Origin of the sequence: Streptomyces sp. NPDC007983 (assembly GCF_042958345.1) — a bacterium.
Classification (GTDB): Bacteria; Actinomycetota; Actinomycetes; order Streptomycetales; family Streptomycetaceae; genus Streptomyces.
In genome coordinates, this window is sequence record NZ_JBIBJI010000004.1 from 270,130 (window position 1) to 295,314 (window position 25,185).

15 protein-coding genes are annotated in these 25,185 nt (G+C 73.1%); 6 read left to right on the forward strand and 9 right to left on the reverse strand.

Annotated elements, in window-relative coordinates:
• The first annotated feature begins 1 nt into the window (after window position 1).
• Complete coding sequence (locus ACFZCY_RS14805) at window positions 2-1,234, forward strand: FAD-dependent monooxygenase (RefSeq protein WP_391172571.1); 1,233 nt, start codon at window positions 2-4, stop codon at window positions 1,232-1,234.
• Here ACFZCY_RS14805 and ACFZCY_RS14810 read toward each other — a convergent pair.
• A complete protein-coding gene (locus tag ACFZCY_RS14810) occupies window positions 1,185-2,174 on the reverse strand; it encodes an alpha/beta fold hydrolase (RefSeq protein ID WP_391172573.1) in 990 nt (329 codons plus the stop codon). The two genes, ACFZCY_RS14805 and ACFZCY_RS14810, sit on opposite strands and share 50 nt — an antisense overlap.
• A 138-nt stretch (window positions 2,175-2,312) precedes the next feature.
• On the opposite strand from ACFZCY_RS14810, the gene ACFZCY_RS14815 reads away from it, so the two are divergent.
• Window positions 2,313-3,206 (forward strand): virginiamycin B lyase, encoded by an 894-nt coding sequence (locus tag ACFZCY_RS14815; protein WP_391172575.1) that lies wholly within the window; start codon window positions 2,313-2,315, stop codon window positions 3,204-3,206.
• A gap of 80 nt (window positions 3,207-3,286) precedes the next feature.
• On the opposite strand, the gene ACFZCY_RS14820 is transcribed toward ACFZCY_RS14815, so the two are convergent.
• The 5 genes from ACFZCY_RS14820 to ACFZCY_RS14840 all read right to left on the reverse strand — a co-directional run bounded on the left by ACFZCY_RS14820 (window position 3,287) and on the right by ACFZCY_RS14840 (window position 10,418).
• A complete protein-coding gene (locus tag ACFZCY_RS14820) occupies window positions 3,287-4,237 on the reverse strand; it encodes an SDR family NAD(P)-dependent oxidoreductase (RefSeq protein WP_391172577.1) in 951 nt (316 codons plus the stop codon).
• Between the two features lie 144 nt (window positions 4,238-4,381).
• On the reverse strand, window positions 4,382-4,789 hold the full coding sequence (locus ACFZCY_RS14825; RefSeq protein ID WP_391172580.1) for a Rid family hydrolase: 408 nt from the start codon (window positions 4,787-4,789) through the stop codon (window positions 4,382-4,384).
• 139 nt (window positions 4,790-4,928) lie between these two features.
• Complete coding sequence (gene tpg / locus ACFZCY_RS14830) at window positions 4,929-5,486, reverse strand: telomere-protecting terminal protein Tpg (RefSeq protein ID WP_391172582.1); 558 nt, start codon at window positions 5,484-5,486, stop codon at window positions 4,929-4,931.
• Window positions 5,487-5,495: 9 nt separating this feature from the next.
• Window positions 5,496-7,640 (reverse strand): telomere-associated protein Tap, encoded by a 2,145-nt coding sequence (tap, locus tag ACFZCY_RS14835; RefSeq protein ID WP_391172584.1) that lies wholly within the window; start codon window positions 7,638-7,640, stop codon window positions 5,496-5,498.
• A gap of 78 nt (window positions 7,641-7,718) precedes the next feature.
• Window positions 7,719-10,418, reverse strand: a complete 2,700-nt coding sequence (locus ACFZCY_RS14840) for a SpoIIE family protein phosphatase (protein ID WP_391172586.1) — start codon at window positions 10,416-10,418, stop codon at window positions 7,719-7,721.
• A gap of 404 nt (window positions 10,419-10,822) precedes the next feature.
• Between ACFZCY_RS14840 and ACFZCY_RS14845 the strand changes: the two genes are divergently transcribed.
• Window positions 10,823-12,784 carry a family 20 glycosylhydrolase gene (locus ACFZCY_RS14845; RefSeq protein ID WP_391172588.1) on the forward strand — a complete coding sequence of 654 codons (1,962 nt, stop codon included), beginning with the start codon at window positions 10,823-10,825 and terminating at the stop codon, window positions 12,782-12,784.
• Window positions 12,785-12,927: 143 nt separating this feature from the next.
• On the forward strand, window positions 12,928-14,298 hold the full coding sequence (locus ACFZCY_RS14850) for a Gfo/Idh/MocA family oxidoreductase (protein ID WP_391172590.1): 1,371 nt from the start codon (window positions 12,928-12,930) through the stop codon (window positions 14,296-14,298).
• Between the two features lie 196 nt (window positions 14,299-14,494).
• Here ACFZCY_RS14850 and ACFZCY_RS14855 read toward each other — a convergent pair whose 3' ends face one another.
• Window positions 14,495-15,103, reverse strand: coding sequence for a TetR family transcriptional regulator (locus ACFZCY_RS14855; protein WP_391172592.1), 609 nt, complete (start codon window positions 15,101-15,103; stop codon window positions 14,495-14,497).
• A 107-nt stretch (window positions 15,104-15,210) separates the two neighbouring features.
• Here ACFZCY_RS14855 and ACFZCY_RS14860 point away from each other — a divergent pair, with 107 nt between their 5' ends.
• Window positions 15,211-16,404: an MFS transporter gene (locus ACFZCY_RS14860; RefSeq protein ID WP_391172594.1), complete on the forward strand. Its 1,194-nt coding sequence runs from the start codon at window positions 15,211-15,213 to the stop codon at window positions 16,402-16,404.
• 24 nt (window positions 16,405-16,428) lie between these two features.
• Here the strand turns inward: ACFZCY_RS14860 and ACFZCY_RS14865 are convergent, their stop codons facing one another.
• Together ACFZCY_RS14865 and ACFZCY_RS14870 are read right to left on the reverse strand one after the other, a co-directional pair.
• Window positions 16,429-22,821 (reverse strand): SDR family NAD(P)-dependent oxidoreductase, encoded by a 6,393-nt coding sequence (locus tag ACFZCY_RS14865; protein ID WP_391172596.1) that lies wholly within the window; start codon window positions 22,819-22,821, stop codon window positions 16,429-16,431.
• 153 nt (window positions 22,822-22,974) lie between these two features.
• Window positions 22,975-24,279 carry a beta-ketoacyl synthase N-terminal-like domain-containing protein gene (locus ACFZCY_RS14870; protein WP_391172598.1) on the reverse strand — a complete coding sequence of 435 codons (1,305 nt, stop codon included), beginning with the start codon at window positions 24,277-24,279 and terminating at the stop codon, window positions 22,975-22,977.
• 346 nt (window positions 24,280-24,625) lie between these two features.
• Between ACFZCY_RS14870 and ACFZCY_RS14875 the strand changes: the two genes are divergently transcribed.
• Complete coding sequence (locus ACFZCY_RS14875) at window positions 24,626-25,141, forward strand: AsnC family transcriptional regulator (RefSeq protein WP_391172600.1); 516 nt, start codon at window positions 24,626-24,628, stop codon at window positions 25,139-25,141.
• The last annotated feature ends 44 nt before the right edge of the window (window positions 25,142-25,185 follow it).

Sequence of the window (25,185 nt, forward strand, 5' to 3'; positions counted from 1 at the left end):
CATGACCTGCCACCGGCGCCGCAAGGCGATCATTGTCGGCGCGGGGATCGGCGGCCTGACGGCGGCCATCGCGCTGCGCAAGGCCGGGCTCGACGTCGAGGTCCACGAGCGGGCCAACGAGCTCAGGGCCGCAGGGTCAGGACTTTCGGTGATGAGCAACGCCCTCGCCGCCCTGGACTCCATCGACCTGGACCTGGGACTCGACAAGCATGGGCAGATCCTGCAGTCCTACCGCGTCAGGACCGCGCGTGGACGGCTGATCAGGGAGTTCCCGTTCCCTGAGATCATCGGGCGGCTGGGCGTACCGAGCGTTCTCATCACACGGTCCACGCTCCAGCAGGCCCTGCTGAACGCCGCCGACGGGATCCCGATCAGGCTCGGCGCGACCGCGGAGGGCTTCAGCACCGAGGGGCCGCACGGGGGGCCCGGGGTGACGGTCCGGTTCTCGGACGGGACCGAGACCCGCGGTGACCTCCTCATCGGCGCGGACGGCTTCAACTCGGTGGTACGGCGCCGGCTCGTCGGCCCCGAGGATGCGCGGTACGGCGGATACGTCTGCTGGCTGGCCCTGGTGCCGTTCAGCCATCCGCGTTTCACCACCGGTTCGGTGACCCACTACTGGGGCAGCGGTCAGCGATTCGGGCTGGTCGACATGGGCGGCGGCACCCTCTACTGGTGGGGGACGAAGAACATGCCCGCCGAACGCGCGCATGACTGGAAAGGCGGCAAGGCCGGCATCGAACTCGCTTATGCGGGCTGGGCGGAGGAAGTGCAGCACGCGATCCGGCAGACGCCCGAAGAATCGATCCTGACGGCCCCGTCCCACGACCGCGTCTTCCTCGACCGCTGGGGCCGGGGTCCGGTGACACTGCTCGGCGATGCCGCGCACCCCATGCTTCCCAGCCTCGGCCAGGGCTCGGGCATGGCGATAGAGGACGCGGTGGTGCTCTCGCGGCATCTGGCCAGAACCGCCGACCCCCTCCGGGCGCTGCGGGATTACGAGGACGAGCGCCGTCAGCGGACCAGCGACGTCGTGACGGCGGCCCGGTCGATCAGTGCGATCGAGCAGGCGGAGAACCCCTTTCGCAGGCCCATGCGTGACGCGTACTTCCGGTTCCTGCCGACGAAGCGGCTCACCGGACTCCTGGAGGGCTCGCTGACCTTCCCCGGCCCCGCCGCTGCGGTCAGCCGCGGCCGTCCACGTGGGCAAGGAAGTCCCGCAGGGCGGCGTTGACTTCGTCGGGGCGCTCCTGCTGGGTCCAGTGGCCGCAGCCGTGCAGGGTCACCTCGTCGTGCAGCCGGGGGACGATCCGGCGCAGCGAGGCGCGCAGGGTGTTCACGCCGCGGAAGGAGGTGACCAGGTCGCGGTCGCCCACCATGTACAGCGCGGGCACCTCGATGCCGCGGCCCCGGAAGGGGGCGAGGAGTTCCTGATTGCGTTCGATGTTGCGGTACCAGTTGAGGGGGCCGGTGAAGGCCCGGGTGCCGTGTTCGGCGTAGTCGCGGGCGAAGACCTCGATGTCCGCTTCGGTGAGCCACCCGGGCAGCTGCTCCGGTTCGGGCACGGTGTCCAGCAGGGTCCTGCCCTCGGGGACGACCCACGGCCGGGGCCGCTCGGTCCTGGGGTTGTCGCCGGAGCCGCTGTACAGGATCCGGCGGAGGGACGACGCGATGTCCTGCCCCAACTCGGCGTCGGCGATGCCCGGTTGCTGGAAGTAGTTCTGGTAGAAGCCCTCGCCGTAGTACGTCCGGGTGGCCGAGGGCGGGGCCATTCCGGTGGGCAGCGCGGGCGGGACGCTCAGCCCGGCCACGGCCCGTACGACATCGGGGCGCAGCATCGCGGTGATCCAGGCCACCGGCGCGCCCCAGTCGTGTCCGACGACGACCGCCTGCTCCTCGCCGAGGGCGCGGATCAGCCCGATCACATCACCGGCGAGGTGGAGCAGGCTGTAGGAGGCGATGTCCTCGGGCTGCTCACTGCGAGCGTAGCCGCGCTGGTCGGGGGCGACGACGCGGTATCCGGCCTCGGCCAGCGGGCCGAACTGGTGGCGCCAGGAGTACCAGCTCTCCGGAAAGCCGTGCAGCAGCAGGACCAGCGGCCCCTCCCCCTGCTCCGCGATGTGCAACCGCACTCCGTTGACCTCGACGACGTCATGCTTGACCGGGCTGTGCACTGTGATTCCTCTTCCGGTTGCGGCGCTCTACTGCTCAGTAACGATGCTAAGGCACGGGGTGCGGAAAGCAGTTGCGCACGCCCCGTCCCGACGGGCAGGGTGCGTTGGGTGAACGCCGCCGCTTCGGAAGGAGCCTTTGTGCCGCATTCCGCTTCGCCCTCCGTCCGGGTGTTCCCCGTGGCGGACGAGCGGTCGGGCCCGTACGCGCTCGCCACCGGCCCTGACGGCGCGCTGTGGGTCACCCTCGTGCACAGCGGCCAGATCGCGCGGCTCACCCTCGACGGTGGCCTCACCACGTACGATCTGGACGCGCGCACCTGCCGGCCGACGATCATCGCCGCCGGGCCCGACGGGGCGTTGTGGTTCGCGCGGTCCCAGGACCACCGGATCGGCCGTATCACGACGGACGGCCGGTCCGGGGCCCACGCCGTACCGACACCCGGGAGCGCGCCGTTCGGCATCGCCACCGGACCGGACGGCGCCCTGTGGTTCACCGAAATGAACACCGACCGCATCGGCCGCGTCGGCGTCGACGGCGCGATCACCGAGTTCACCCTGCCGGTCGAGGGCGCGTTCCCTTCGGCGATCACGGCGGGTCCGGACGGGGCGCTGTGGTTCACCCTCAACCAGGCGAACGCCATCGGCCGGATCTCCGTGGCCGGTGATGTCACCCTCCATCCGCTGCCCACCGCCGGCGCCGGGCCGGTGGGAATCACCTGTGACGGCGATGCCCTGTGGTTCGTCGAGATCGCGGCGGGCCGGATCGGCCGGATCGCGGTGGACGGCGCGATCGAGGAGTTCCCGCTCCCCGACCGTACGGCCAAGCCGCACGCCATCGTCGCGGTGTCCGCCGGAGAGTGCTGGTTCACCGAATGGGGCGCCAACCGCGTCGGCCGCATCACGGCGGACGGCGCGGTCTCCGAGTACGACCTGCCCTCGCCGTCATCGGAACCCCACGGCATCGCGGTCGGGCCGGACGGGGCGCTCTGGGTGGCCCTCGAGACGGGCGCGGTGGCCCGGGTGGCGCCCTGACCAGCGGCGGAGGCCGTTGACGAGGTGGCGCGGGCGGGCGCGCGGGATCTCCACCGGCGCGGCCGGCACCTTCCCCGGGGCTATCCGGGGACGGGGACGGGGACGACACCGGTCATGGTGCGGCTCAGCTCCCACAGCCGCGCCGCGACGGCGGTGTCGGTGAGATGGGCCCATACCGGTTCCGGCCGGGGCCTGCCGCGCAGGCTGAAGACGCCCGGCCCCCACAACTGCCCGCCGCGCACGGCGGGATCGAGCACCGCCCGCACCGCGGACCACGCCCCGGCGTGCTTGCCCTGGAGGAGGACACCGGCGGGCGCCCCGCGCAACCGGGCGCCGAGGGTGGGCACATGGACGGGCGGCCGCGAGGGGGTGAGGGAGTCGAGGGCGCCGCCGGGGTGGACCACCACGCTCGCCACCGGGCTGCCGACGGCGCGCAGGCGCCGGTCGAGTTCGAGGCCGAAGTGCATCTGCGCCAGCTTGGACCGGCCGTAGGTGCGCTTGGGGCGGTAGTCCTGCCGGGACTGCGGGTCGTCCAGGTCGAGCCGTTCGGTCTTCGCCGCGAAGCTGCCCACCGTCACGACGCGGCCCGCCGGTGCGGCCGACAGCATCGGCATCAGCCACCCGGTGAGCGCGAAGTGCCCGAGATGGTTGGTGCCGAACATCAGCTCATGACCCTCCCCCGTCTCGCGGCGCGGCGGGTCGTCGAGGGCGACCCCGGCGTTGTGCACCACCGCGTCGAGGTGTGGCGACTCCAGGGCGTCCACGGCGGTTTCGAGCGAGGCGAGGTCGGCGAGGTCCAGCCGCAGGGCACGCACCCGCGCACCGGGGACCCGCTCCCGGATCGCGGCCATGGCGGCCTCGGCCTTCACCGGACTGCGGCTGCCCAGCACGACGGTGGCCCCGGTCGCGGACAGCTGCTCCGCGATGAAGTACCCGATGCCCGCGTTGCCGCCGGTGACCAGGACAACGCGCCCATCGGCGCGCGGCAGCCGGTGGACATCCCAGAGTGGGGTGGAGGACACGGACGGCATGGCGGCAAGCTCCCTTGCGGCAGAGGGCCCGCACGGCCCGGAGGCCGTGCGGGCGGGCGCTCGGGGTGAGCGCCCTGCCGTCGAAGATCCCAGCGGCCACCGACATATCGGCGACGGACCGGCGACGGATCGCCGACAGGCCGCTCAGTCGAGGACCGCGGTGGCTTCGATCTCGACGAGATGCTCGGGTACGTCGAGTGCCGCGACACCCAGCAGCGTGGCGGGCGGCACCGGGGTGACCCCCAGTTTCGCGGCCGCCCGGGAGATCCCCTCCAGGAGGGTGGGCATCTTGTCGGGGGTCCAGTCGACGACGTGGACGTTCAGCTTCGCCACGTCGTCGAAGGTGCCGCCGGCCCCGGCGAGGGCGGCGGCGACGTTGAGGTAGCACTGCTCGACCTGGGCTGCGAGGTCGCCCTCGCCGACCGTGGTCCCCTCGGCGTCCCAGGCGACCTGTCCGGCGATGAAGACCAGTTTCGACCCGGATGCGATCGACACCTGCCGGTAGACGTCGATGATGGGCAGCTCGGGGGGATTCACCAGGGTGACGGCCATGCTGTCAGCTCTCCTCGTCAGGGGGTTCCGCGGTCTCTTGTGGTTACCGGGGAACCGTAGGAGAGCGGCCGCTGACATGGAAGAACGCACTTTTCGGTGACTCAGGAACCTGATGGTGACCCAGCAGCTCAGGGGGGCGTCAGAAGTCCATCTCCACGTAGTCGATGTCGGTGAACTCCACCAGGAGACCGTCCGCGCGGCGGCCGCTGTCCTTGAAGTAGATCTCCTGGAATCCTTCCGCGGCGATGTCCCGGAGCTGCTGTTCGGTGGCGCCGGCGGACTGCGCTTCGAAGAGGCGGGCCGCGTAGGCCGGGGGCAGATGCTGGGTGATCAGGCGGACGCGGCCGTCGTCGGTGGAGCCGGGGGCGGCCGTGAAACCGAAGCGGGCCCGGGTCTCGATGACGATGCCGGTGGCGGTGGCGGCCTGCTGCCTGGCCCGGGCGCGTACCCGGGGCTGCCAGTCCTTGCGCACCTGGTCGGCGAGGCGGGCGGCGAGGTCCTTGCGGGGGTGCCTGAACTGGCCCGTGAGATACCGCTCGACGGTGCGCTGGGACACCCCGAGCCGCCGCGCGACCGCCTTGGTGGAGCCCTTCTCCCGCTTCACCAGGAAACGCATCTGCGCGGGGGCGGATTTCGGGATGGGGCGGGTGAAGGTGGCCTCCGTGGCCTTGTCGAGGCTGTCGCCCATGATGCCCATCGTGCTCGCCTACTCCCCGTCGATCGCGGCGTCGGTGCCCTTGATGTGGCGGGCGGGATTGTGGCCCTCGTCGAGGAGCTGGGCCGCCCACAGGAACTCCTGGGTGCCCTCGTGCTTGACCATGCCGGGTGAGACCCCGAGGCGGAATCCGCCGGGAAGGGGCTTGCCGTCGGGGGTGTGCGGCAGGAAGTCCAGCGGGCTCGGGCCGTCGGAGAGGTAGACGACGCAGTCCGAGAGGACGGCTACGGGGAAGAGCCCGGTGTCCGCGAGCTTGCGCATCTTGCGGTGCATGTTGACCCGGGCGGTGGAGATGACGGCGGCGCGGATGTCGGGGCGCCAGGTGGGGCGTTCCAGGGCGGGCCAGCGTTCGCCGGGGCGGTAGCGGGCGCCCTGGGGCCGTTCGCGGAGCTTGCCGATGCCGCCCTTGACGGTGGACTTGATGGCGGACAGGACGGCGGCCTGCCCGGGGTCGGCCTGCTTGTGCCGCTCCATGGCGGCGAGGAAGTCCGGCGGGCTCATGCCGGAGACCACGCCGAGCCGCTCCATGGTGGCCATGTAGGCGTCGCGCAGCCGGGTGTACCAGGCGTCCAGGTAGGGGCCGGTCTCGGGGCGGATCCACGCCTCGACGGGCCGGACCTCGTGGCCGAGTTCCACGGCGTACGCGACGGTCGGCGTGGCGTACCAGGCGGGTCCCTCGGGGCGGTTGCCGTGCGGGGTGAAGGGGTTCGGGAGGCGCGGGTCGAGGTCGATGTGGGACAGGTCGACCAGCCAGCTGCCGGGCAGCGCCTTGTCGAAGGCGGGCGCCGTGCGGTGTTCGGGCGCCCCGAGCCCGAGGTTGAGGCGGTTGGCGGCGGCGGCGAAGGCCATGTTGACGTCGATGCCCACGGCGTGGGAGTGCGCGCATTCGGCGTCGGTGAGCAGCTCGGGGTCACGGATCCAGTCGTACGCCTCCTCGTCCAGGATCTCGGCCGGGGTGCGCCGGTGGCCGCGCGGGTACAGCTGGGCGACGACGGGGTGCTCGTCCGGCGCCTCCGGTGGCGCCGGGTCGACCGGCTCGGTGAGCGAACCGGGCTGCGGGCCGGACGCCCAGGTGCCGGTGGCCTCGTCCTTCACGGCGCGGGTGGGCGGGCGCAGGGCGGTCATCAGCTCAAGACCGGTGACGGCGGTGGTGCCGCGCGGGGTGATGACGCGGGTGGCGTAGTCGCCGAGTACGCGCGCCAGTTCGGCCGGGGCGAACCGGTCGGCGCTCCCCCAGGCCCGGGAGTCCAGCGCGCCCCAGGGGAGGACCGCGAACTGGACGCAGTGGCGCCGACTGCCCTGCGCCGGGCGGTAGACCCAGGCCCAGGGGCCGAAGCCACGGCGGGTGAGCTGCCACTTGGCCCTGGTGATCTGCTTGACCACCTTGTGGTCCTCGGGCAGTCGCAGGTTCCGGCGGTCGGTCAGTTCGGCGGGCAGTCCGAGGCGTTCGGCGGCGGACGCGGTGAGGACGAGCAGGGGGTCGGCGTCCTTGCCGTTGCGGTGCAGCCGGGGGGCGCCCAACCGGGCCTCGGACAGGGCCCAGGTGACCAGGGCCGGGATGTCCTTCAGCGGGCAGTCCAGGATCAGGCCGCCGGTGCAGTACGCGGATCCGTCGCCGTCCACGACGGCCAGGGGGCCGTTGGCGAAGCGGGGTTCGGTGCCGGCCGGGGTGGTGGCGGGGGTCTTGTGCGGTGCGGGTCGCCCGGTGGTCTGCCGGGGTGCCCGGCGCGGGGCGGGGTGGCGGGGCGCCGCGGGTTCTCCGGCGGGCGGCCCGGTCTCCTCTGCGGGTGGCGGAACCGCCGGTGCCGCGGGGGGAGATACGGGGGCGGCCGGGGGCGCGGGAGGCGCGGGGCGCCGCGCATCGGGGGCGGGGGCCTGGGCCGGTGTCGGGGCGGGGGCCGGGTACAGCTTGGCCAGTTCGCTCAGGAAGTGGGCGTACGCCTCGCGCTGCGGCGGCCTGGGTTCGGTCTTTCCGCTCTCCCAGTTGACCACCGTCGCACGGCGCACCTTCAGCGCCTTGGCGACCTGCTCCTGGCTCAGGCCGTGTGCCGTGCGCAGCCGCTCCCGCTCGGCCGGTGGCGGCAGCGGGGACTGGCCCGCGATCAGTGCGTCGATCGCGTCGAACAACTCGGACATGGAACGCCTCCCGCCCCCGTTATACACAGGGGCGGACTTCCGGCGCACATATCGCCGACGGCCGCGCGCAGCGGCCGGCTATGTCGAGACGTCGTCCAGGTCGCCCCACTGGGCGAGCAGGTCCTCTTCGGTGGGCTCGGGACCGGGGGCGGCGGCGGTGAGGGGCTGCTCGGCCCAGATGATCTTGCCGGTGGGGGTGTACCGGGTGCCCCAGCGCTGGGCGAACTGGGCCACCAGGAACAGACCCCGGCCGCCCTCGTCGGTGGAGGCGGCACGGCGCAGGTGCGGGGAGGTGCTGCTGCCGTCGGAGACCTCGCAGATGAGGCTGCGGTCGCGGACGAGGCGCACGTTGATGGGGCCGGAGCCGTAGCGGATGGCGTTGGTGATCAGCTCGCTGAGGATGAGTTCGGTGGTGAAGCCGCTCTCCTCGAGCCCCCATCCGGCCAGTCGGCGGGCCGCCTCGGCGCGGACTCCGGCGACGGCGGCCGGGTCGGAGGGGACGTCCCACTCGGCGACGGAGTCCGGGTCCAGGAGGTGGGTGCGGGCGACGAGGAGGGCGACATCGTCCCTCGGCTGCGAGGACGTCATCGCCTTGAAGACGGCCCGGCAGATCTCCTCGGGGCCGCGCCCGGGATGGCCCTCCAGCGTGCTGCGCAGCAGGCGGAGACCGGAGTCCCGGTCGCGGTCGCGGTCCTCGACCAGCCCGTCGGTGTACAAGGCCAGCCGGCTTCCCTCGGGGAGCAGCATCTCGGTCGTCTCGATGGGCTCGCCGCCGAGGCCGAGCGGCGGGGCGAGGGGGACCTCGGGGAAGGTGACGGTGCCGTCGGGGTAGGTCAGGGCAGGGCCCGGGTGGCCTGCCCGGGCCATGGTGCAGCGGCCGGAGACCGGGTCGTAGATCGCGTACAGGCAGGTGGCGCCGCTGATCGGCGCGGCGTCGGTGTCCGCGGTGACCTGGTCCTGGTCGAAGCGGGTGACCAGCTCGTCGAGGTGGCTGAGGATTTCGTCCGGTGGCAGGTCCAGGGCGGAGAAGTTGTGCACGGCGGTACGCAGCCGCCCCATGGTGGCGGCGGCGTGCAGCCCGTGGCCGACGACGTCGCCGACGACCAGGGCGACCCGGGCGCCGGGCAGCGGGATGACGTCGAACCAGTCGCCGCCGACACCGGCCTGGGCGGGCAGGTAGCGGTGCGCCACCTCCAGGGCGTCCTGCTCGGGCAGGCCCTGCGGCAGCAGGCTGCGCTGGAGGGTGACGGCCATGGAGTGCTCGCGGGTGTAGCGGCGGGCGTTGTCGATGGCGACGGCGGCGCGGGCGACCAGCTCCTCGGTGAGTGCCACGTCCTCCTGGTCGAAGGGTTCGGACTTCTCGGAACGCCAGAAGGTGGCGATGCCCAGGGTGACGTCGCGGGCGCGCAGCGGAATGGTGATCATCGAGTGGATGCCGTATTCGACGATCCGGACGGCCTGTTCGGGGTCCTGCTCCTGCCATCCGGCGAAGTCCCGGATGTCGGCGTCGAGCACCGGCCGCCCGGCGCCGAAGCCGAGCGCCTGCGGTGCGCCGTGCACATAGGTCGTCCGCTTGCCGACCCGCCACAGCGGGTGGTCGTTGCGGATGCCGAAGGTGGCCGTACGGCACATGGTGTCGCCCACCGGCTCGTCGCCGCGCAGTACCGGGTCCACCAGGTCGACGGTGGCGAAGTCGGCGAACCACGGCACCGCGAACCGGGTCAGCTCCTCGGTGGTGCGGGCGACGTCGAGCGTGGTGCCGATCTTCGCGCCCGAGTCGTACAGCAGCCGCAGCCGCTTCTCCGCCACCTCGGCCTGGCCGGACAGCGCACGCAGTTCGGTGGTGTCGCGGAGGGTGGCGACGCTGCCGGGGAGGCCGCCGTTCCACTGGGTGGAGCGCTGGTTGACGGCCAGCAGCCGTTCCCCCGCGAGATGCACCTCGTCGGTGGCCACGCGGCCGGAGGACAGCAGCGCGGCGGTACGCGGTTCGAGCCCCAGGTCGCCGACGTGGCGGCCCTCGGCGTCCGGGGGCAGGTCGAGCAGCCGGCGCGCCTCGTCGTTGACGAGGACGAGGTGGCCGTGACCGTCGACGATGAGCACACCCTCGCGCACGGAGTGCAGCACCGCGTCGTGGTGCTCGTACATACGGGTCATCTGGGCCGGGCCCAGGCCGTGGGTCTGGCGCCGCAGCCGTCGGCCCACCAGGGCGGTACCGGCGGTGGCGAGGGCGAGCGCGCCTCCGGCCGCGCCGAGGACCAGCGGCATCTGGCGGGTGACGCGGCCGCTGACGTCGTGGGCGGTCATCCCGGCGCAGATCACGCCGACGACCGTGCCGTCGGCCTTTCGGATCGGGACCGTGGCCTGCACTTCCTTGCCGAGGGGGCCCTGCACGGTCTCCGTGACGACCTTGCCGCGGAGCGCGGGCTTGTAGTCGGCGACGAGCTGCTTGCCGATCTGCTGCGGCAGCGGATGGGTGTAGCGGACGCCCTTGGTGTTCGCCGCGACGACGAAGTCCAGGCCCGCCCGCTTACGGACCTGCTCGGTCCGGGGCTGGAGCACGGCGGTCGGGTTGCGGGCCGTCATGGCCTCCGCGGTGCCCGGAGAGCCGGCGAAGGCCTGGGCCACGGCGGTGGAGCGGTTGACGGCCTCCTGCTCGCTGTCGTTGCGCGCCTGCAGTACGAGGGCCAGCGTCGCCACGGCGATGAGCAGGACGACGACGACCGCCTGTACGGCAAACACCTGTCCGGCGATGCTGCGCACGCCGAGCAGGGAGCGCAAGCGTCCCCGCGGCCGGACCGCCGGGGAGGGCTTCGATCGACCGAAAAATCCGATCACCCCCTATTCCTAACACCTTACGGCGCCGGGACGTGAGCGGCTGGAGTGAGACAGTACCCCGGACCGGGCGGTTCATACGTTCCCGTCACGCGCCGGTGATCCTCGGTGGCTTTGCGTAGGGGTTCAGAAGGCGGGAGGGAGGGGAAGGACCCTGCCGCCGGGCCGTGACTCCCGTGGCCGTCCGGCACCCGCACCACTTGTTGTCCGATCATGGCCGCCGCCCGCGGGCAGCGGCCCGGTGAGCATGGAGGCGAGTGCCGTTGTCGACCCCTCATCACAGACGGACCCCTCATCACAGCCGGACGCGGCATCACAGCCGGACGCGGCCTCACGGACGCCGTATCCGGATGAGGGCCACGGTGGGGGCCGTCGTCCTGGCGGCGCTGGCCCTGCTGATACCGGCCGCGTTGTCCGGCCCGGCGACGGCCGCCGGGCGCGCCGCGGCCGTACCGGGGGTGATCCCGGCGCCGGTGCGGTGGACCGGGCAGGAGGGCACGCTGCGGCTGCCCGCCACGGCGGCGGTGGTCGCGCGGACGGCGGAGCTGCGCGGTGACGCCGCGACGTTCGCCGACGACGTGGCCGATGCGACGGGGCTACGGCTGTCCGTGGTGACCGGCGGGGACGGCGCGGCGGGCGATGTGGTGCTGGGTGTGGACGCGTCCCGTAAGGATCTGGGCGCCGAGGGGTACGAACTGGTCGTCGGCGACACCGTACGGATCACCGGGGGCACGGCCGCCGGGGCGTTCCTGGGGACCCGGACCGTGCTGCAGATGCTGGGCGGCGGGCGCGAGCTGCCGCACGGCAGGACGGTCGATGTGCCGCGCTACGCCGAGCGCGGGGTGGGGGTGTGCGCCTGCTACATCCACGTCTCCCTGGACTGGTTCGAGCGGCTGATGCGCGAGATGGCGTATCTGAAGCTGAACCAGCTGTGGATCGAGGCGAAGGTGGCCAGCGACGACTACCCGAAGACGAAGTTCTGGGGCTACTACACCAAGGACGAGGTGCGGCGGCTGTCGGCGATGGCCCGGAAGTACCACATCACGCTCGTACCGGAGATCAACTCCCCCGGGCACATCGACCCGTACCTGCAGAACCACCCCGAACTCCAGCTCACGGACACGAAGGGAACCCGGTCGCCGTCGCGGCTGGACATCACCCGGCCCGAGGCGTTCTCGTTCTACACCGGGCTGCTGGACGAGGCGCTGACCGTATGGGACACCCCGTACTGGCACATGGGCGCGGACGAATACATGCTGGGCTCCGACTACGCCGCCTACCCGCAGATCGCCGCGTACGCCAAGGCGAAGTACGGCGCCGGGGCCACTCCGCAGGACGCGTTCGTGGACTTCGTCAACCGCGTGGACGACCATGTGCGCGCCGGCGGGCGGACCCTGCGGATCTGGAACGACGGGCTGACGGGCGACAACACCGTCCCCGTGAACAAGGACATCCGGGTCGAGCACTGGACCGCCGAACCCGAGCAGCCGCCCTCCGCCCTGCTCGCCCAGGGCCATCAGGTGATGAACTCGGCCTACGCGCTCTATCTCATCCGCGGCGGCTCCCCCATGAAGACGCGGGAGCTGTACGAGAGCGACTGGACACCGCTGCGCTTCGAGGGCGAGACGCTGAGCGGTCCCCAGCCGGGCGTCAGCGGGGCGAAGATCACCATGTGGCCGGACTCGGCGGCGGCCCAGACCGAGAACGAGGTCGAGACGGAGGCGTTTATGCCGCTGCGCTTCCTCGCCCAGGCCACCTGGGGCAGCCCGAAACCGGCCGCCACGTACGACGGATTCGACGCGCTCGCCCGGGACATCGGCCACGCGCCCGGCTGGGAGAACACCGTACGGCTGCCGGTGAAGGACGGTGCGTACGCCCTCACGCTGCCCGGCTCCGCGACCCGGCTGACCACCACGGGCGGCGGCGAGGGCGCCACCGCGCGGTTCGGGGACGACGGCGGTGCGGCGTGGCGGCTGTCGGCCACCGCGGACGGCTACTACACGCTCCGCGCCGTGCGGGCGGGCACAACCACCGCCTACTGCCTGGATATGGTGATGGGAGCCCGTTACCTGGGCGCCCCGCTGGAGGCGGGCGCGACGGTGACCACGCAGACGTGTTCCGCCACGGCCCGCACCCAGCGGTGGCAGCTGATCGGCACCGGGACGGGGGTGCGGATGGTCAACGCCATCTCCCAACTGGGCCTCGCGCGGCGCGCCGCCGACGGGGTCGCGGTGCAGCAGCCGCCGGACCAGCAGGCGGCGGCCACGCTGCGCCCGGTGGCCGCCGCCCCGTCCCCTCGGGGCCGCGGCTGAGCCGAGCGGGGTGTTCCTCCAGCAGTGCTACGCGCTCACCGCGGCGGCCGGGGGCGGCTGTCCGCATGGTGTCGGACCCGTGGTGGTGGGCCCCGGATCGGCCTATCCTGCGCACGCGTTGATCGACTTCCTATGGAGGACGCATGACCGTCGGCAACACTCCCTCCCGGGCCGTGGTGGTGGGCACCGGATCCCGTGCGCAGATGTTCACCACGGCGCTGGCCCGCCGCCCCGGGCTGCGGGTCGCCGCGCTGTGTGACCCCAACCCGGTGCGCATCGCCCACCACCAGCGGCTGCTGAAGGAGGCCGGTGAGCCGGAGGCGGCGGCCTGGGGCCCGGAGGAGTTCGAGCGCCGGCTGCGTGCGGACGACATCCAGGAAGTGGTCGTGACCTGCGTGGACGCGCTGCACGACGCCTACATCGTGCCCGCGCTGCGGGCCGGTTGCCGGGTGGTCACCGAGAAGCCGATGACCACCGACGCCGCCAAGTGCCGCCGCATCCTCGAAACCGTCGAGGAGACCGGCAACCATCTGGCGGTGGCCTTCAACTACCGCTTCAACCCGGTGCACGAGGAAGTCCACCGTCAGCTGTCCGCGGGCGCCATCGGCGAGGTGCTGTCGGTGCACTTCGAATGGCTGCTGGACACCCGGCACGGCGCCGACTACTTCCGCCGCTGGCACCGCGAGAAACAGCACAGCGGCGGGCTGATGGTGCACAAGTCCAGCCACCACTTCGACCTGGTCAACTGGTGGCTGGGGGCCCGGCCGCAGGAAGTCTTCGGCTACGGCAGGCTCGGCTTCTACGGCCGCGAGGCGGGCGAGCGCAGCGGCTACCGCCGCGAGTACGAGCGGGCCCACGGCGCGGCCGCCGCCCAGGACGACCCGTTCGCGCTGGAGCTGGCCGACAACGACGCGCTGCGCTCGCTCTACCTCGACGCCGAGGGGGCGGACGGCTACCACCGGGACCGCAATGTGTTCGGTGACGACATCACCATCGAGGACGACATGTCGCTGCTGGTGCGCTACGACACCGGCGCCACCATGACGTACCACCTGACGGCCTACTCCCCGTGGGAGGGGTACCGGGTGATGTTCAACGGCACCCGCGGCCGGCTGGAGCTGGAGGTGGAGGAGAGCCGCTGGCAGCCGCCCGTGCTGGGCACCGCCTCCGGCCGGGGCACCATCCACGGCGACGAGGCGCTCGCCAACGCGGGCGGTCCCCGGGTGGTGCTGCGCCCGCTGTGGGAGCAGCCGCGGGAGGTGGAGCTGCCCGCGTTCGACCACGCGGGACACGGCGGCGGGGACGAGCGCATGCTGACGGCGCTGTACGGACCCCTGAACCCCCTGGACCCGGCGGCGGCCACCGGGACGTCCGCCACCACGGACGGCTCCGACGCGTCGAAGCAGCGGGCCACCGAGGCGGACGGGGCGCTGGCGCTGGTCACCGGCCTGGCCGCGAATGAATCGTTTGTCACCGGAAAGCCGGTGGCCACGGCGGAGGTGGTGCCGGTATGAGCATGGGCACACGGCTGGACGGGCGAGTGGCACTGGTGACCGGGTCGTCGCGGTCACCCAGACCGGCGTCTGGCTCGGCATGAACAGCTTCGTCACCGGCTCGGAGCTGTATGTGGACGGCGGCTGGACGGCTCGCTGACCTGCGCGACGCCTCGACCACGAACGGCCGCCCCGGCGCCTCGGAGCCCCCGAGGCGTCAGCGGCGGCCCGTCGCGTCCCAGGTGGCGAGCAGCGCGTCGGCCGCGGCGTGCAGATCGCGCGCGGGCACACCGTCGCGCACCTGGGTCGAGACACCGAGCAGAAAGCCGTGGATCATCGCCGTGGCGCCGTCCACGTCGGTGTCCTCGGCGAGGTGGCCCGCGCCGATGCCCCGTACGACGCACTCCCTGATGCGCGCCCGGTCCACCCCCCGCCGCGCCGCCACGGCCTTCCGCGCCGCCTCCCCCGCCTCCGGCGCGCCGAGCGTGCCGGAGAGGGCGATGAGACATCCGCGGGGGTGCGACGGATCGGTCTGCATGTCGATCGATCCGTGCAGGAGACGCGCGACGGCGTCCCGGGGGCTCAGCGCCTCGTCGGCGGCGACGTCGGTGATGCTGCCCGGCCCGGAGACGTAGTGCTCCACGGCGCGTTCGAACAGCCCGTCCTTCGAGCCGAAGGCGCCGTACAGGCTGGCGGAGGACAACCCGGTGGCCTCGCGCAGCTGCGCCAGTGACGTCGCTTCGTAGCCCTGCTCCCAGAACAGCAGCATCGCGGCGTCGAGAACGGCTTCGAGGTCGAAGACCCGGGGGCGGCCGACGGGTGACACGGCAGATCTCCTCCATTTACGGAACGACCGGTCCAGTTTGACGGATGACGTCACGCGTCGTCAATATCGGATCGATCAATCCATAATCAATGGAGGAGTCCTCCCCGATGACCATGACGTCCCCCACCCCGCCCGCCACCCGATCACACGAGGCGCTACCCGTTCCGGCGCTGACCGTGATGGCCTGCACCGGCTTCATCGTGATCATGACGGAGACGCTGCCCGCCGGGCTGCTCCCGCACCTCGCCGACGGACTCGGGGTTTCCGAGGGCGGGGCGGGCCAGTTGGTGAGCGCCTACGCGATCGGTACGGTCCTCGCGGCCATCCCCGCGATCCTGCTGACGCGCGGGGCCCGGCGAAAGCCGCTCCTCCTCGCCGGGCTGCTCGGCTTCCTGGTCGCGAACACCGTCACCGCCCTGTCCCCCTCGCTCCCCGTCGCGCTCGGCGCCCGGTTCGTCGCGGGAGCCTTCTCCGGGCTGCTGTGGGGCATGCTCGCCGGATACGCGCGGCGCATCGCCGCGCCGCAGCACGCGGGACGCGCCCTCGCCATCGCCATGACCGGGACACCGGTGGCGCTCTCCGTCGGGACGCCGCTGGGCGCGTGGCTCGGCTCCGCGCTCGGATGGCGATGGGCCTTCGTCGCGATGTCCCTGCTCACCGCCGCCGTCCTCGTCTTCGCCCGGCTCCTGGTGCCCGATGTCGCGGGACAGCGAGCGCAGACCCGGGCTCCGCTCATCCGGGTGCTGGGCATTCCGGGCGTGGCGACCATCCTCGTCACCGTCTTCGTCTGGATGCTGGCGCACAACCTCCTCTACACCTACATCGCTCCCTATCTGCGGCAGGCCCGTCTCGGGCTCCGGCCCGACCTCGCACTCGTCGTGTTCGGTGCGGCGGCCCTCGGCGGGATCTGGATCACCGGTGTGTTCATCGACCGTGCGCTCCGTCGGCTCACCCTGGTGAGCGTGGCCCTGTTCGCCGTCTCCGGCGTGGTCTTCCTCGGGGCGCGGGGGTCCACGGTGGCCGGGGTCCTCGCGATCGTGCTGTGGGGCATCGCCTTCGGCGGCGCGGCGACCCACCTGCAGACGGCCATGGGGGAAGCCGCGGGCGAGAACGGCGACGTGGCGAACGCGCTGCTCACCACGTCCTTCAATCTGGCGATCTTCGCGGGCGGCGCGCTCGGCGCCGTCATCGTGGACGGCGCCGGCGCATCGGTGCTCCCCGCTGTGATGATCGCTCTCGCGCTCATAGCCCTGGTCACGGTCGGCTGCGGCCGGCGCGCGGCCTTTCCCGCGGGGCGGTGACCGGCAGCGCGGGGTCCGCGACCGCTACGCGCTCAATCGTTCCTGCTGAGCGGTCAGTTCCAGGCCCATGTGCTGGGCGAGGCCGACGGCGAGGGCCGCCACGGTCGGGTGCTGCCAGACGAAGTTCCCGGCGAGCTTGATGTTCAGGCCGGTTTCCAGGCGTACCCGCAGCTCCATGGCGAGCAGCGAGTCGAACCCGAGGGACCGCAGCGGGGTCTGCGGGTCGAGGGTGGTGCTGCTCAGCCGCAGGACGACCCGGATGTGGTCGGTCAGATACGCCTCCAGGGCGGCGCGCCGGGCGAGTCCGGGCGGGACGGCGGTCAGCCGGGCCCGGATGTCGTCGGTGTTCTCCTGGGCGTCGGCGGGGTGTTCCTCGCCGGGAAGGAGCAGGCCGAACAGGGACGAGTGGCGCCCGGTGGCCGGGATCCAGCCGCTGGGCTCGCCGGGGATGACACCGGTGTGCACCCGCCCGTACGCCAGCAGGGTGCCGAGCGCGCGGAGCCCCTGGTCGGTGGGGATGGTCCGATAGCCGCGGTCGGCGAAGCCGGTGGCGACGCCGGTTTCGCCCCACGGGCCCCAGTTCACGGCCAGGGTGCGCAGGCCCTGGACGGATCGCCAGGCGGCGAAGCCGTCCAGCCAGGCGTTCGCGGCGGCGTAGGCGCCCTGCCCGGGGTTGCCGAGCAGCGAGGCCATGGAGGAGAACACCGCGAACCAGTCGAGCCGCATCCCGGCGGTGGCCCGGTGCAGCCGCCACGCCCCGGTGACCTTGGGTGTCCACACCCGCCGCAGCTGGTCCTCGCGGATGTTGGTGACCGCCGCGTCGTCGAGGACCATGGCGCAGTGGACCACGCCGTCGAGCCGTGCCCCGTCCGCGGTGGCGGCGGCCACCAGCCGGTCGGCGGTGCCGGGGCGGGCGATGTCGCCGAGGATGACGGTGACCCGGGTGCCGGTGGCCGACAGTTCACCGAGCGTCTGCGCGTCGGCGCCCGCGGGCGCGGTACGGCCGTTGAGCACGAGGTGGCCCGCGCCCTGGGCGGCCAGCCAGCGGGCGGTGGCCAGGCCCAGACCGCGCAGGCCCCCGGTGATCAGATAGGTGCCGCCCTCGCGCACCGGGGCCGGCCCGTCGGGCAGGACGGCGCTGATCTCCCCCCGCTGCGGGAGGGTCAGCACCAGTTTGCCGAGGTGGCGGGCGCCCGCCATCTGCCGGAACGCCTCGGTGACATCGGCCAGCGGATAGGTGGTGCACCGCAGGGGCTTGAGGCGCCCGGCGGCGAACTCGTCGAGCACCTCACGCAGCATGGCGGCGAACACCGCGGGGCGGGAGGTCTGGAGTTCCACGAGGTCGACCGTGCTGAAGGTGATGTTGTGGCGCAGGGGCGACAGTCCGAGCGGGGCGTCGGAGAGGATGTCCCGGACGCCGAGTTCGATGAAGCGGCCGAACGGGCGCAGCGACTCCAGCCCGGCCCGGATGGCCGCGCCGGACAGGGAGTTGAGGACGACGTCGACGCCCTCGCCACCGGTGGCCTCCCTGATCTCGTCGCGGAAGTCGAGCGAACGGGAGTCCATGACATGGGTGATGCCCATGGAGTGCAGATAGCGGCGCTTGTCCTCGCTGCCCGCGGTGGCCAGCACCTCGGCGCCGAGCAGCCGGGCGACGGCGATGGCGGCCAGTCCGGTGCCGCCGGTGGCGGAGTGGATCAGTACCCGCTCGCCCGCCGTGAGCCGGCCGATGTGGCGCAGCGCGTACCAGGCGGTGAGGAACGCCAGCGGCAGTCCGGCGGCGGTGGCCGGGTCGAGGCCGTCCGGGATGGGGCCGGTGCAGTCGGCGGGTACGACGGTGAAGGAGCCGAAGGCGCCGCCGCGCGCGTCGGCCGCGACGACCCGGTCGCCGACGCGGACGTGGTCGACGCCGGGGCCGACCGCGGTCACCTCACCGGCGCATTCGAAGCCGAGCCGGTAGCGGACGTCGCTGTCGCCGGGGAGCAGTCCCATGGCGGTGAGGACGTCGCGGAAGTTCATGCCCGCGGCCAGCACGCGCAGTTCGGCCTCGCCGGGGCCGGGCGGGCGCCGCCCGGCGGTGGCGAGTTCCAGGGTGCCGAGGTCGCCGAGGCGTCCGGCCCGCAGCCGGAAGCCGTCCGTGCCGCAGCGTACGGTGCGGGCGGCGGCCGTGGTGCGTTCGGTGTCGGTCAGCGGCGCGTAGGCGAGCCGGGCGGTGTGGCGTGTTCCGCCGCGGAGGGCGATCTCGTCCTCCGCGGCGTCGGCGAGGAGTTCGGGGACGAGCCCGAGCGGTGCGGCCGGGTCGGTGTCGACCAGGGTGGCGCGCAGTTCGGGGTGTTCGTAGGCGAGCACCCGCACCAGTCCGCGCAGGGCGCTCTGCGCCGGGTCGGGTACGTCCTCGGGTGCCACGGCCCGGGCGCCGCGGGTGACGGCGTACAGGCGCGGCGGGTCGGCCGGGCCACCGGAACCGGCGGGACCGGCGGCGAGGGCCTGCGCGGTGGCGAGCAGCCGCCGGGTGCGGCGCAGGGCGTCGTCGCAGGTGGCTTCCGTCGGTGCGTCCCCGGTGCCCGGCGAGGTGGCGCACAGGAGGACGACGCCTCGCGGCAGGGCGCCGGGACCGGTCAGCCGGGTGGTGAGGCCGTCGCGCAGGGCGTCGAGCGGTGTGTCGTCCAGGGGCGGGTCCCAGACCCGGGTGGTGGCTCCGGCGGCGCGCAGCGCCTCCGCGGTGGTGTGCGCGGTGCCGTCGCCCTCGCCGACGACGAGCCAGTGGCCGGGCGGCCGTCCGTCGTCCGGGGCGGGCAGCGCGGCGGGTTTCCAGCCGACCTCCAGGAACCACTGGTCGACCTCGGTGGTCTGCTGGGCGGCGCTGCGGACGATCCGCAGGCCGTCGATGGCGAGGACCGGGCGGCCTTCCCCGTCGAGCAGCCGGATGTGGCCGACGAGGGCCCCGGCGGTGCTCTCGGCCGTCAGGCGGGCGTGGCAGTAGACGGCGGTGGCGGGGTCGCCGAGGACGCGGGCGGTCTGGATCCCGACGGGCAGCACCAGCCCCTGGTCGGCGTCCTCGAGCAGCCCGGCGACCAGGAGCTGGGCGCACAGGTCGACCAGGACGGGGTGGATGCGCAAGGTGTGTCCGGGGGTGCGGGCGGCCTCGGGGATCCGTACCCGGGCCCAGAAGCTGTTGCCGTGGCGGGAGGTGTGCGCCTCGGTGATGCCGTTGAAGGCCGGGCCGTGTTCGATGCCCCGGGCCCGCAGGTCGGCGTACAGGGCGGCCGGTTCGACGGGGACGGGGTGGCGCAGGGCCAGGGTGCGTACGGAGGCGGGGCGGGGCCGCGGGGGCGCGGTGAGGCGGCGCAGTACGGCACCGGCCTGTCTGATCCAGGTGCCGTCGTCGTCGCGTCCGAAGATCTCGCAGGTGGCGCGGTCTGCGGCGGCCACGGTCACCGTGGTGCTGAGGTCGGTGTGGTCGGCGATGGTCAGCAGTTCGTGGAAGCGCAGATCGGTGACCTCGACCTCGGTGGGGGCGGCGTCGAAGACCTGGCAGGCGGTGGTGAGCGCGAGGGCGTAGTAGGCGGCGCCGGGCAGGACGGCGGTGCCGTGCACCCGGTGGTCGTCCAGCCAGGGCAGGGTGGCGGTGCCGGTGCTCGCGCGCCAGGAGTGGCGCAGCGGTTCGCCTGGCACTTCGGTGTGGCTGCCGGGCAGTTCGCCGGCGTGCCCGCCGGTGGTGTCCGCGGTGGGCGCGGGGAGGGCGGGGGTGGCCCAGTGAGGGGTGCGGTCGAAGGTGATGGCGGGGACGTCGGCGAGGTCGCCGTCCCCGTACAGCTGTGTCCAGTCGACGGGGACGCCCGCGCAGTGGAGGGCGGCGAGCTGGGTACGGAAGGTGGTGGACTCGTCCTCGCCGCGGCGCAGGGTGGGCAGCACGACCGGGTCCCGGCTCAGTCCGGCGAGGGTCCGGGCGACGGGGTGGGTGACCACGGGGTGCGGGGAGATCTCCGTGTACACCAGATGGCGGTCGGCCGCGGCGGCGGTGACGGCGGCGGCGAAGCGCACCGGGCGGCGCAGGTTGGCGCACCAGTAGTCGGCGTCGAAGGCGGGGAGGTCGTGCGGGTCGTCGAGGACGGTGGTGTAGAAGGGGATGTCCGGCCGCCGGGGGTTCAGATCGGCGAGGACGGTGCGCAGTGCGGGGAGCAGCGGGTCGACCTGCGGGGAGTGCGAGGCGACGTCGACGGCGACCAGGGCGGCGGGGACGCCGCGGGCCTCCCAGTCGGCGACGAGGCGTTCCACGCGTGCGGTGTCCCCGGCCACGACGGTGGAGCCGGGCGCGGCCATGACGGCGACGGTGACGGCGCCTGAGGCGGCGGCGCCGTCCAGTCGCCTCTGCACCTCGTCGGCGGGCAGGCCCACGGTGGCCATGGCGCCGTTTCCGGCGATGCGGGTGAGCAGCGCGGAGCGGCGGCAGATGACCTTGACGCCGTCGGCCAGGGAGAGCGCCCCGGCCACCACGGCGGCCGCGACCTCGCCCATGGAGTGGCCGATGACACCTGCCGGTTCGACGCCGTGGGCGCGCCAGGTGGCGGCGAGGGCGGTCTGGAGGGCGAACAGCACGGGCTGGACGCGGGCGCAGCCGGTCACCGGCTCGCTCGCGCGGATGATGTCGAGCACCGAGAACCCGGTCTCGGCGGCGATGAGTTCATCGGCCTCGGCGAGCGCGGCGGCGAAGGCGGGTTCGCGCTCCAGCAGTCCGCGTCCCATGCCGGGCCACTGCGAGCCCTGTCCGGAGAACACCCACACCGGCCGCCGGGACACCTCGGCGCCCACGGCGCCGGTCACCACCGCGGGGTGGGCCCGGCCGTCGGCGAACGCCCGGAAGGCTTCGCCGAGTTCGCCGTGGCTGGTGGCGGTGACGCCGAGCCGGCCGCGGCCCGCGGCCCGGCGCAGGGCCAGGGTGTGGGCGATGTCGCGCAGCGGTACGGCCGCGCCGTCGCCCTCCAGCCAGTCGGCCATGCGCCGCGCCGCGACCGGCAGCGCGGCGGGGGACCCGGCCGGGAGGAGGACGATGTGCGGGCCGTCGGCGGTGGTGGGGCGTGGCCGCCGCGCGCGGGGACGGGCGGGGGTGGCGGGCGGCTGTTCCAGCACCACGTGGGCGTTGGTCCCGGAGAACCCGAAGGAGGAGACGGCCGCGAGGCGGGGGCCGGTGCGCACGGGCCAGGGGGTGAGTTCCCGGGGGACGAAGAAGCGGGTGGCGTCGGCGTCGATGGCCGGGTTCCAGCGGGTGAAGTGCAGATTGGGCGGGATGAGGCCCTGGTTCAGGCAGAGGACGGCCTTGATGAGGCCGGTGACCCCGGCGGCGGGTTCGAGGTGGCCGAGGTTGGTTTTGACCGACGCCAGGGCGCAGCGGTCGCGGCCGGTGCCGTACACCTCGGCGAGGCTGGTGAATTCGACGGGGTCGCCGACCGGGGTGCCGGTGCCGTGGGTCTCGATCATGCCGACGTCGCGGGCGTCGATCCCGGCGCGGGCCAGCGCCTCCTCGTACAGGGCGCGCTGGGCGGTGGGCGAGGGCGCGGCGAGCCCGTCGGAGTGGCCGTCCTGGTTGACGGCGGAGCCGCGCAGGACGGCGAGGACGCGGTCCCGGTCGCGGATGGCGTCGGGGAGGCGTTTGAGGACGACGATGCCGCAGCCCTCGCCGCGTACGAACCCGTCGGCGGCGGCGTCGAAGGCGTGGCAGTGGCCGGTGTGGGAGAGCATGCCCATCCGGTCGAAGGAGCGGGTGACCCGGGGTTCGAACATCAGGGTGACGCCGCCCGCGAGGGCCAGATCGCATTCGCCCGCGCGCAGCGCCTGGGCCGCGAGGTGCACGGCGACCAGGGAGGACGAGCAGGCGGTGTCCAGGGCCAGGCAGGGTCCCTGGAGGCCGAGGAGGTAGGAGATCCGGCCGGCGGCGACGCAGTGCGCGTTGGACAGGGCCGAGCCCTGCTGTTCCTGGGTGTGCCGGTCGAGGCGGTCGGCGTAGTCGTTGTAGCTGAGGCCGGTGAAGACGCCGGTGGCGGTGCCGGTGAGCCGGTCCGGCGGTGTTCCGGCGTGCTCCAGGGCCTCCCAGGCCACTTCCAGCAGCAGCCGGTGCTGCGGGTCCAGGACGTCGGCCTCGCGGCCGGAGACGCCGAAGAAGTCGGCGTCGAAGCCGGACACTTCGCGCAGATAGCCGCCGACGGCGGGCAGGCCGGAGCCGTCCGCGGGGCCGGTGGAGGGCGGTGGCCCCCACAGGGCGGTGCGCTCGGCGGGGGGCGCGGCGACGGCGTCCCGTCCCTCGGCGAGCAGGTGCCACAGTGCGGCGGGCGAGTCGATGTCACCGGGGAGCCGGCAGCCCATGCCGACCACCGCTATGCGGGTGGGCGGGCGGCCGGAGGCAGGGGGGTTCTGACGCATCGAGGTCTCCGTGGGGGTGTTCGGCCTGTGGGGTGGAGGCCGGGGGCGCGTGCGATCGCGAGGCGGAGGGTCGTCCTCGCGGGGGGCACCTCCCAGCGGTGGCCGGGGGCGCGTGCCGGGCGTCGCGGGCCCGGCGGGGCTTTAGCGGACCCCCTACGTGGCGTCCGGGCCGCCCAGCAGCATCGCGTGCTTCACGCCACCGATCTGGTAGTTGAAGCTCAGGGCGTAGTCGAAGTCGAGGGGGCGGGTGCGGGTGCCGGGGACCGGGTCGAAGGGCAGGCCGTCGGCCGGCTCCTCGCAGTTGGCGGTGGGGCACACCTCGCCCTGTTCCATCATCATCAGGGTCAGGGCGGCGCCGACGCAGCCGATGGGCGATCCGTGGTGGCCGAAGCAGGCCTCCTGGGTGCTCATCAGCACGGGGCTGTCGGGGCCGTACAGCTCCCGGATGGTGTTGACCTCCAGGGCGGTGACGGCCGCGCCGCCGTCGCAGGCGCCGTTGACGTACGGGACCTGGTCGATCCGCCACCGGTCGCCGAGGCAGGCGCGGACGGCCCGGACGAGCTGGGCGCCGCCCGCGTCGGTGGCGAGGGGGTTGTCGAGGCCGTCGCGGGTCATGGCGGTGGCGAGCACCTGGCCGTAGAGGTGTGCGCCGCGGCGCAGGGCGTGTTCCCGGCTCTCCAGGATCACGGTGGCGGATCCCTCGCCGTGGTTGATGCAGTCGGCGCGCCGGTCGTAGGGGCGCATGAGGGATTCGAAGGAGGCGAGAAGGTCGGGCATGGCGGCGGCGTCCATCGCCTCATGGGCGCGCTGCGCGCCCACTTGCAGCCGCTGGCCGTGCTGGATCAGGCCGATGTCGAACACGTCGACTCCGGTGACGGCGGCCATCTCGACCTCGCCGGTGGCGATCAGCCGGCGGGCGTTGCCGATCTGCACGGCGGCGGACGAGCAGCCGCAGGCCACCGTGTAGCAGGGGCCGGTGGAGCGGGCCACCGCGGCCTGGACGACCGCGACGTCGGAGGGGGTCGCGCCGAGTGCGGCGGCGACGAACATCTCCACGCCGTCGAGCGCGGTGGCCTCGTCGGACTGGGTGTTCAGCAGCGAGAGGTACACACCGACGTTGGTGTCCACTCCGCCGCGGCCGACGAGGAGGGCCGCCTCGCTCACGTCCCCGGCCTGGAGGTCGAGTTCGGCGTCGGCGCAGGCCTCGACCAGGGACACCAGGCCGAAGCGGTGGGCGTTGGTGTAGTGGCGGGAGAAGAACTCGGGGATTTCGGGGAGCCGTTCCGCGAAATGCTCTGGGGTGAGGTTCACCGCACCGTAGGCGATGTCCCGCTGTACGAGGACGGAGCGGCCGTGGGAGGCGATATCCCATACCTGTCCCGCGGTGAATACGGGCCCGGCGTCACCCGGCAGGCAGAAACCGACACCGGTGACCACCGCGTCCCGCGGTCTTTTCACCGCGCTCTCCTGAAGCTGATAATAGTTGTCATGACGGCCACCTGATCATCGTTCGGAAACGATTATGGAATAGAAGACGCTACGCCGCGGTAAGGACCGTCGGAAGGTTGTGCCGTATCAACAAGGTGGATACGGAAGGTACGGTGCCCGGATTCGTACGCCCGGCGCCCGGGGCACGCCACGGCTCCGCTATCGGGCCTCGTGTCCCCGCGCACGCCCCCCTCTTGCGGAAGCTTTCCGAAAACGGGGGAAAGCGGGGGGAAGCCGCGGAAAGCGCAGCGGTTCGCGGGCATCTCATCGGTACGTCATTTCGACTGTTCATCACCGGCCGCCGAAAGGACCCCTCATGGCGAACCAGTCCGCACCGTTCGACGACCTGGACCGCAAGATCGTCGCGGCCCTGGTGGCGAACGCCAGGGCGAGCTTCACGGAGATCGGCGCCACGGTCGGGCTGTCGGCGTCCGCGGTCAAGCGGCGGGTCGACCGGATGCGGGAGAACGACGTGATCACCGGCTTCACCACGACCGTGCGCCCCGCCGCCCTGGGCTGGCGGACCGAGGCGTACGTGGAGGTGTACTGCGACAGCGCGGCCCCGCCGCGGCGGCTGGCGGAAGTGGTGCGCAGCTACCCGGAGATCACCGCGGCCATGACGGTGACCGGGGGCGCCGACGCCCTGCTGCACGTGATGGCCACCGATGTGGAGCACTTCGAGGAGGTGCTGGAGCGCATCCGGACCGAGCCCTTCATCCGCAAGACCATCAGCTACATGGTGCTGTCGCATCTGATCGCGGGCAGCGCCGAAGCAGGCGCCAGCCCCGCCGCCGCACCGTCCGGCGTGCTGGACGCAATGAACGATCGCTGAACCGGTCCGAGACGCAACATCCCTGCACCATCGCGCAATTTTCC

Excerpts from the sequence above, each read along its gene's own strand:
- ACFZCY_RS14805 (WP_391172571.1), top strand. The coding sequence starts at position 2 with ATGACCTGCCACCGGCGCCGCAAGGCGATCATTGTCGGCGCGGGGATC.
- ACFZCY_RS14820 (WP_391172577.1), bottom strand. The coding sequence starts at position 4,237 with ATGCCGTCCGTGTCCTCCACCCCACTCTGGGATGTCCACCGGCTGCCG.
- ACFZCY_RS14825 (WP_391172580.1), bottom strand. The coding sequence starts at position 4,789 with ATGGCCGTCACCCTGGTGAATCCCCCCGAGCTGCCCATCATCGACGTC.
- tpg (WP_391172582.1), bottom strand. The coding sequence starts at position 5,486 with ATGGGCATCATGGGCGACAGCCTCGACAAGGCCACGGAGGCCACCTTC.
- tap (WP_391172584.1), bottom strand. The coding sequence starts at position 7,640 with ATGTCCGAGTTGTTCGACGCGATCGACGCACTGATCGCGGGCCAGTCC.
- ACFZCY_RS14845 (WP_391172588.1), top strand. The coding sequence starts at position 10,823 with ATGAGGGCCACGGTGGGGGCCGTCGTCCTGGCGGCGCTGGCCCTGCTG.
- ACFZCY_RS14850 (WP_391172590.1), top strand. The coding sequence starts at position 12,928 with ATGACCGTCGGCAACACTCCCTCCCGGGCCGTGGTGGTGGGCACCGGA.
- ACFZCY_RS14860 (WP_391172594.1), top strand. The coding sequence starts at position 15,211 with ATGACCATGACGTCCCCCACCCCGCCCGCCACCCGATCACACGAGGCG.
- ACFZCY_RS14865 (WP_391172596.1), bottom strand. The coding sequence starts at position 22,821 with ATGCGTCAGAACCCCCCTGCCTCCGGCCGCCCGCCCACCCGCATAGCG.
- ACFZCY_RS14875 (WP_391172600.1), top strand. The coding sequence starts at position 24,626 with ATGGCGAACCAGTCCGCACCGTTCGACGACCTGGACCGCAAGATCGTC.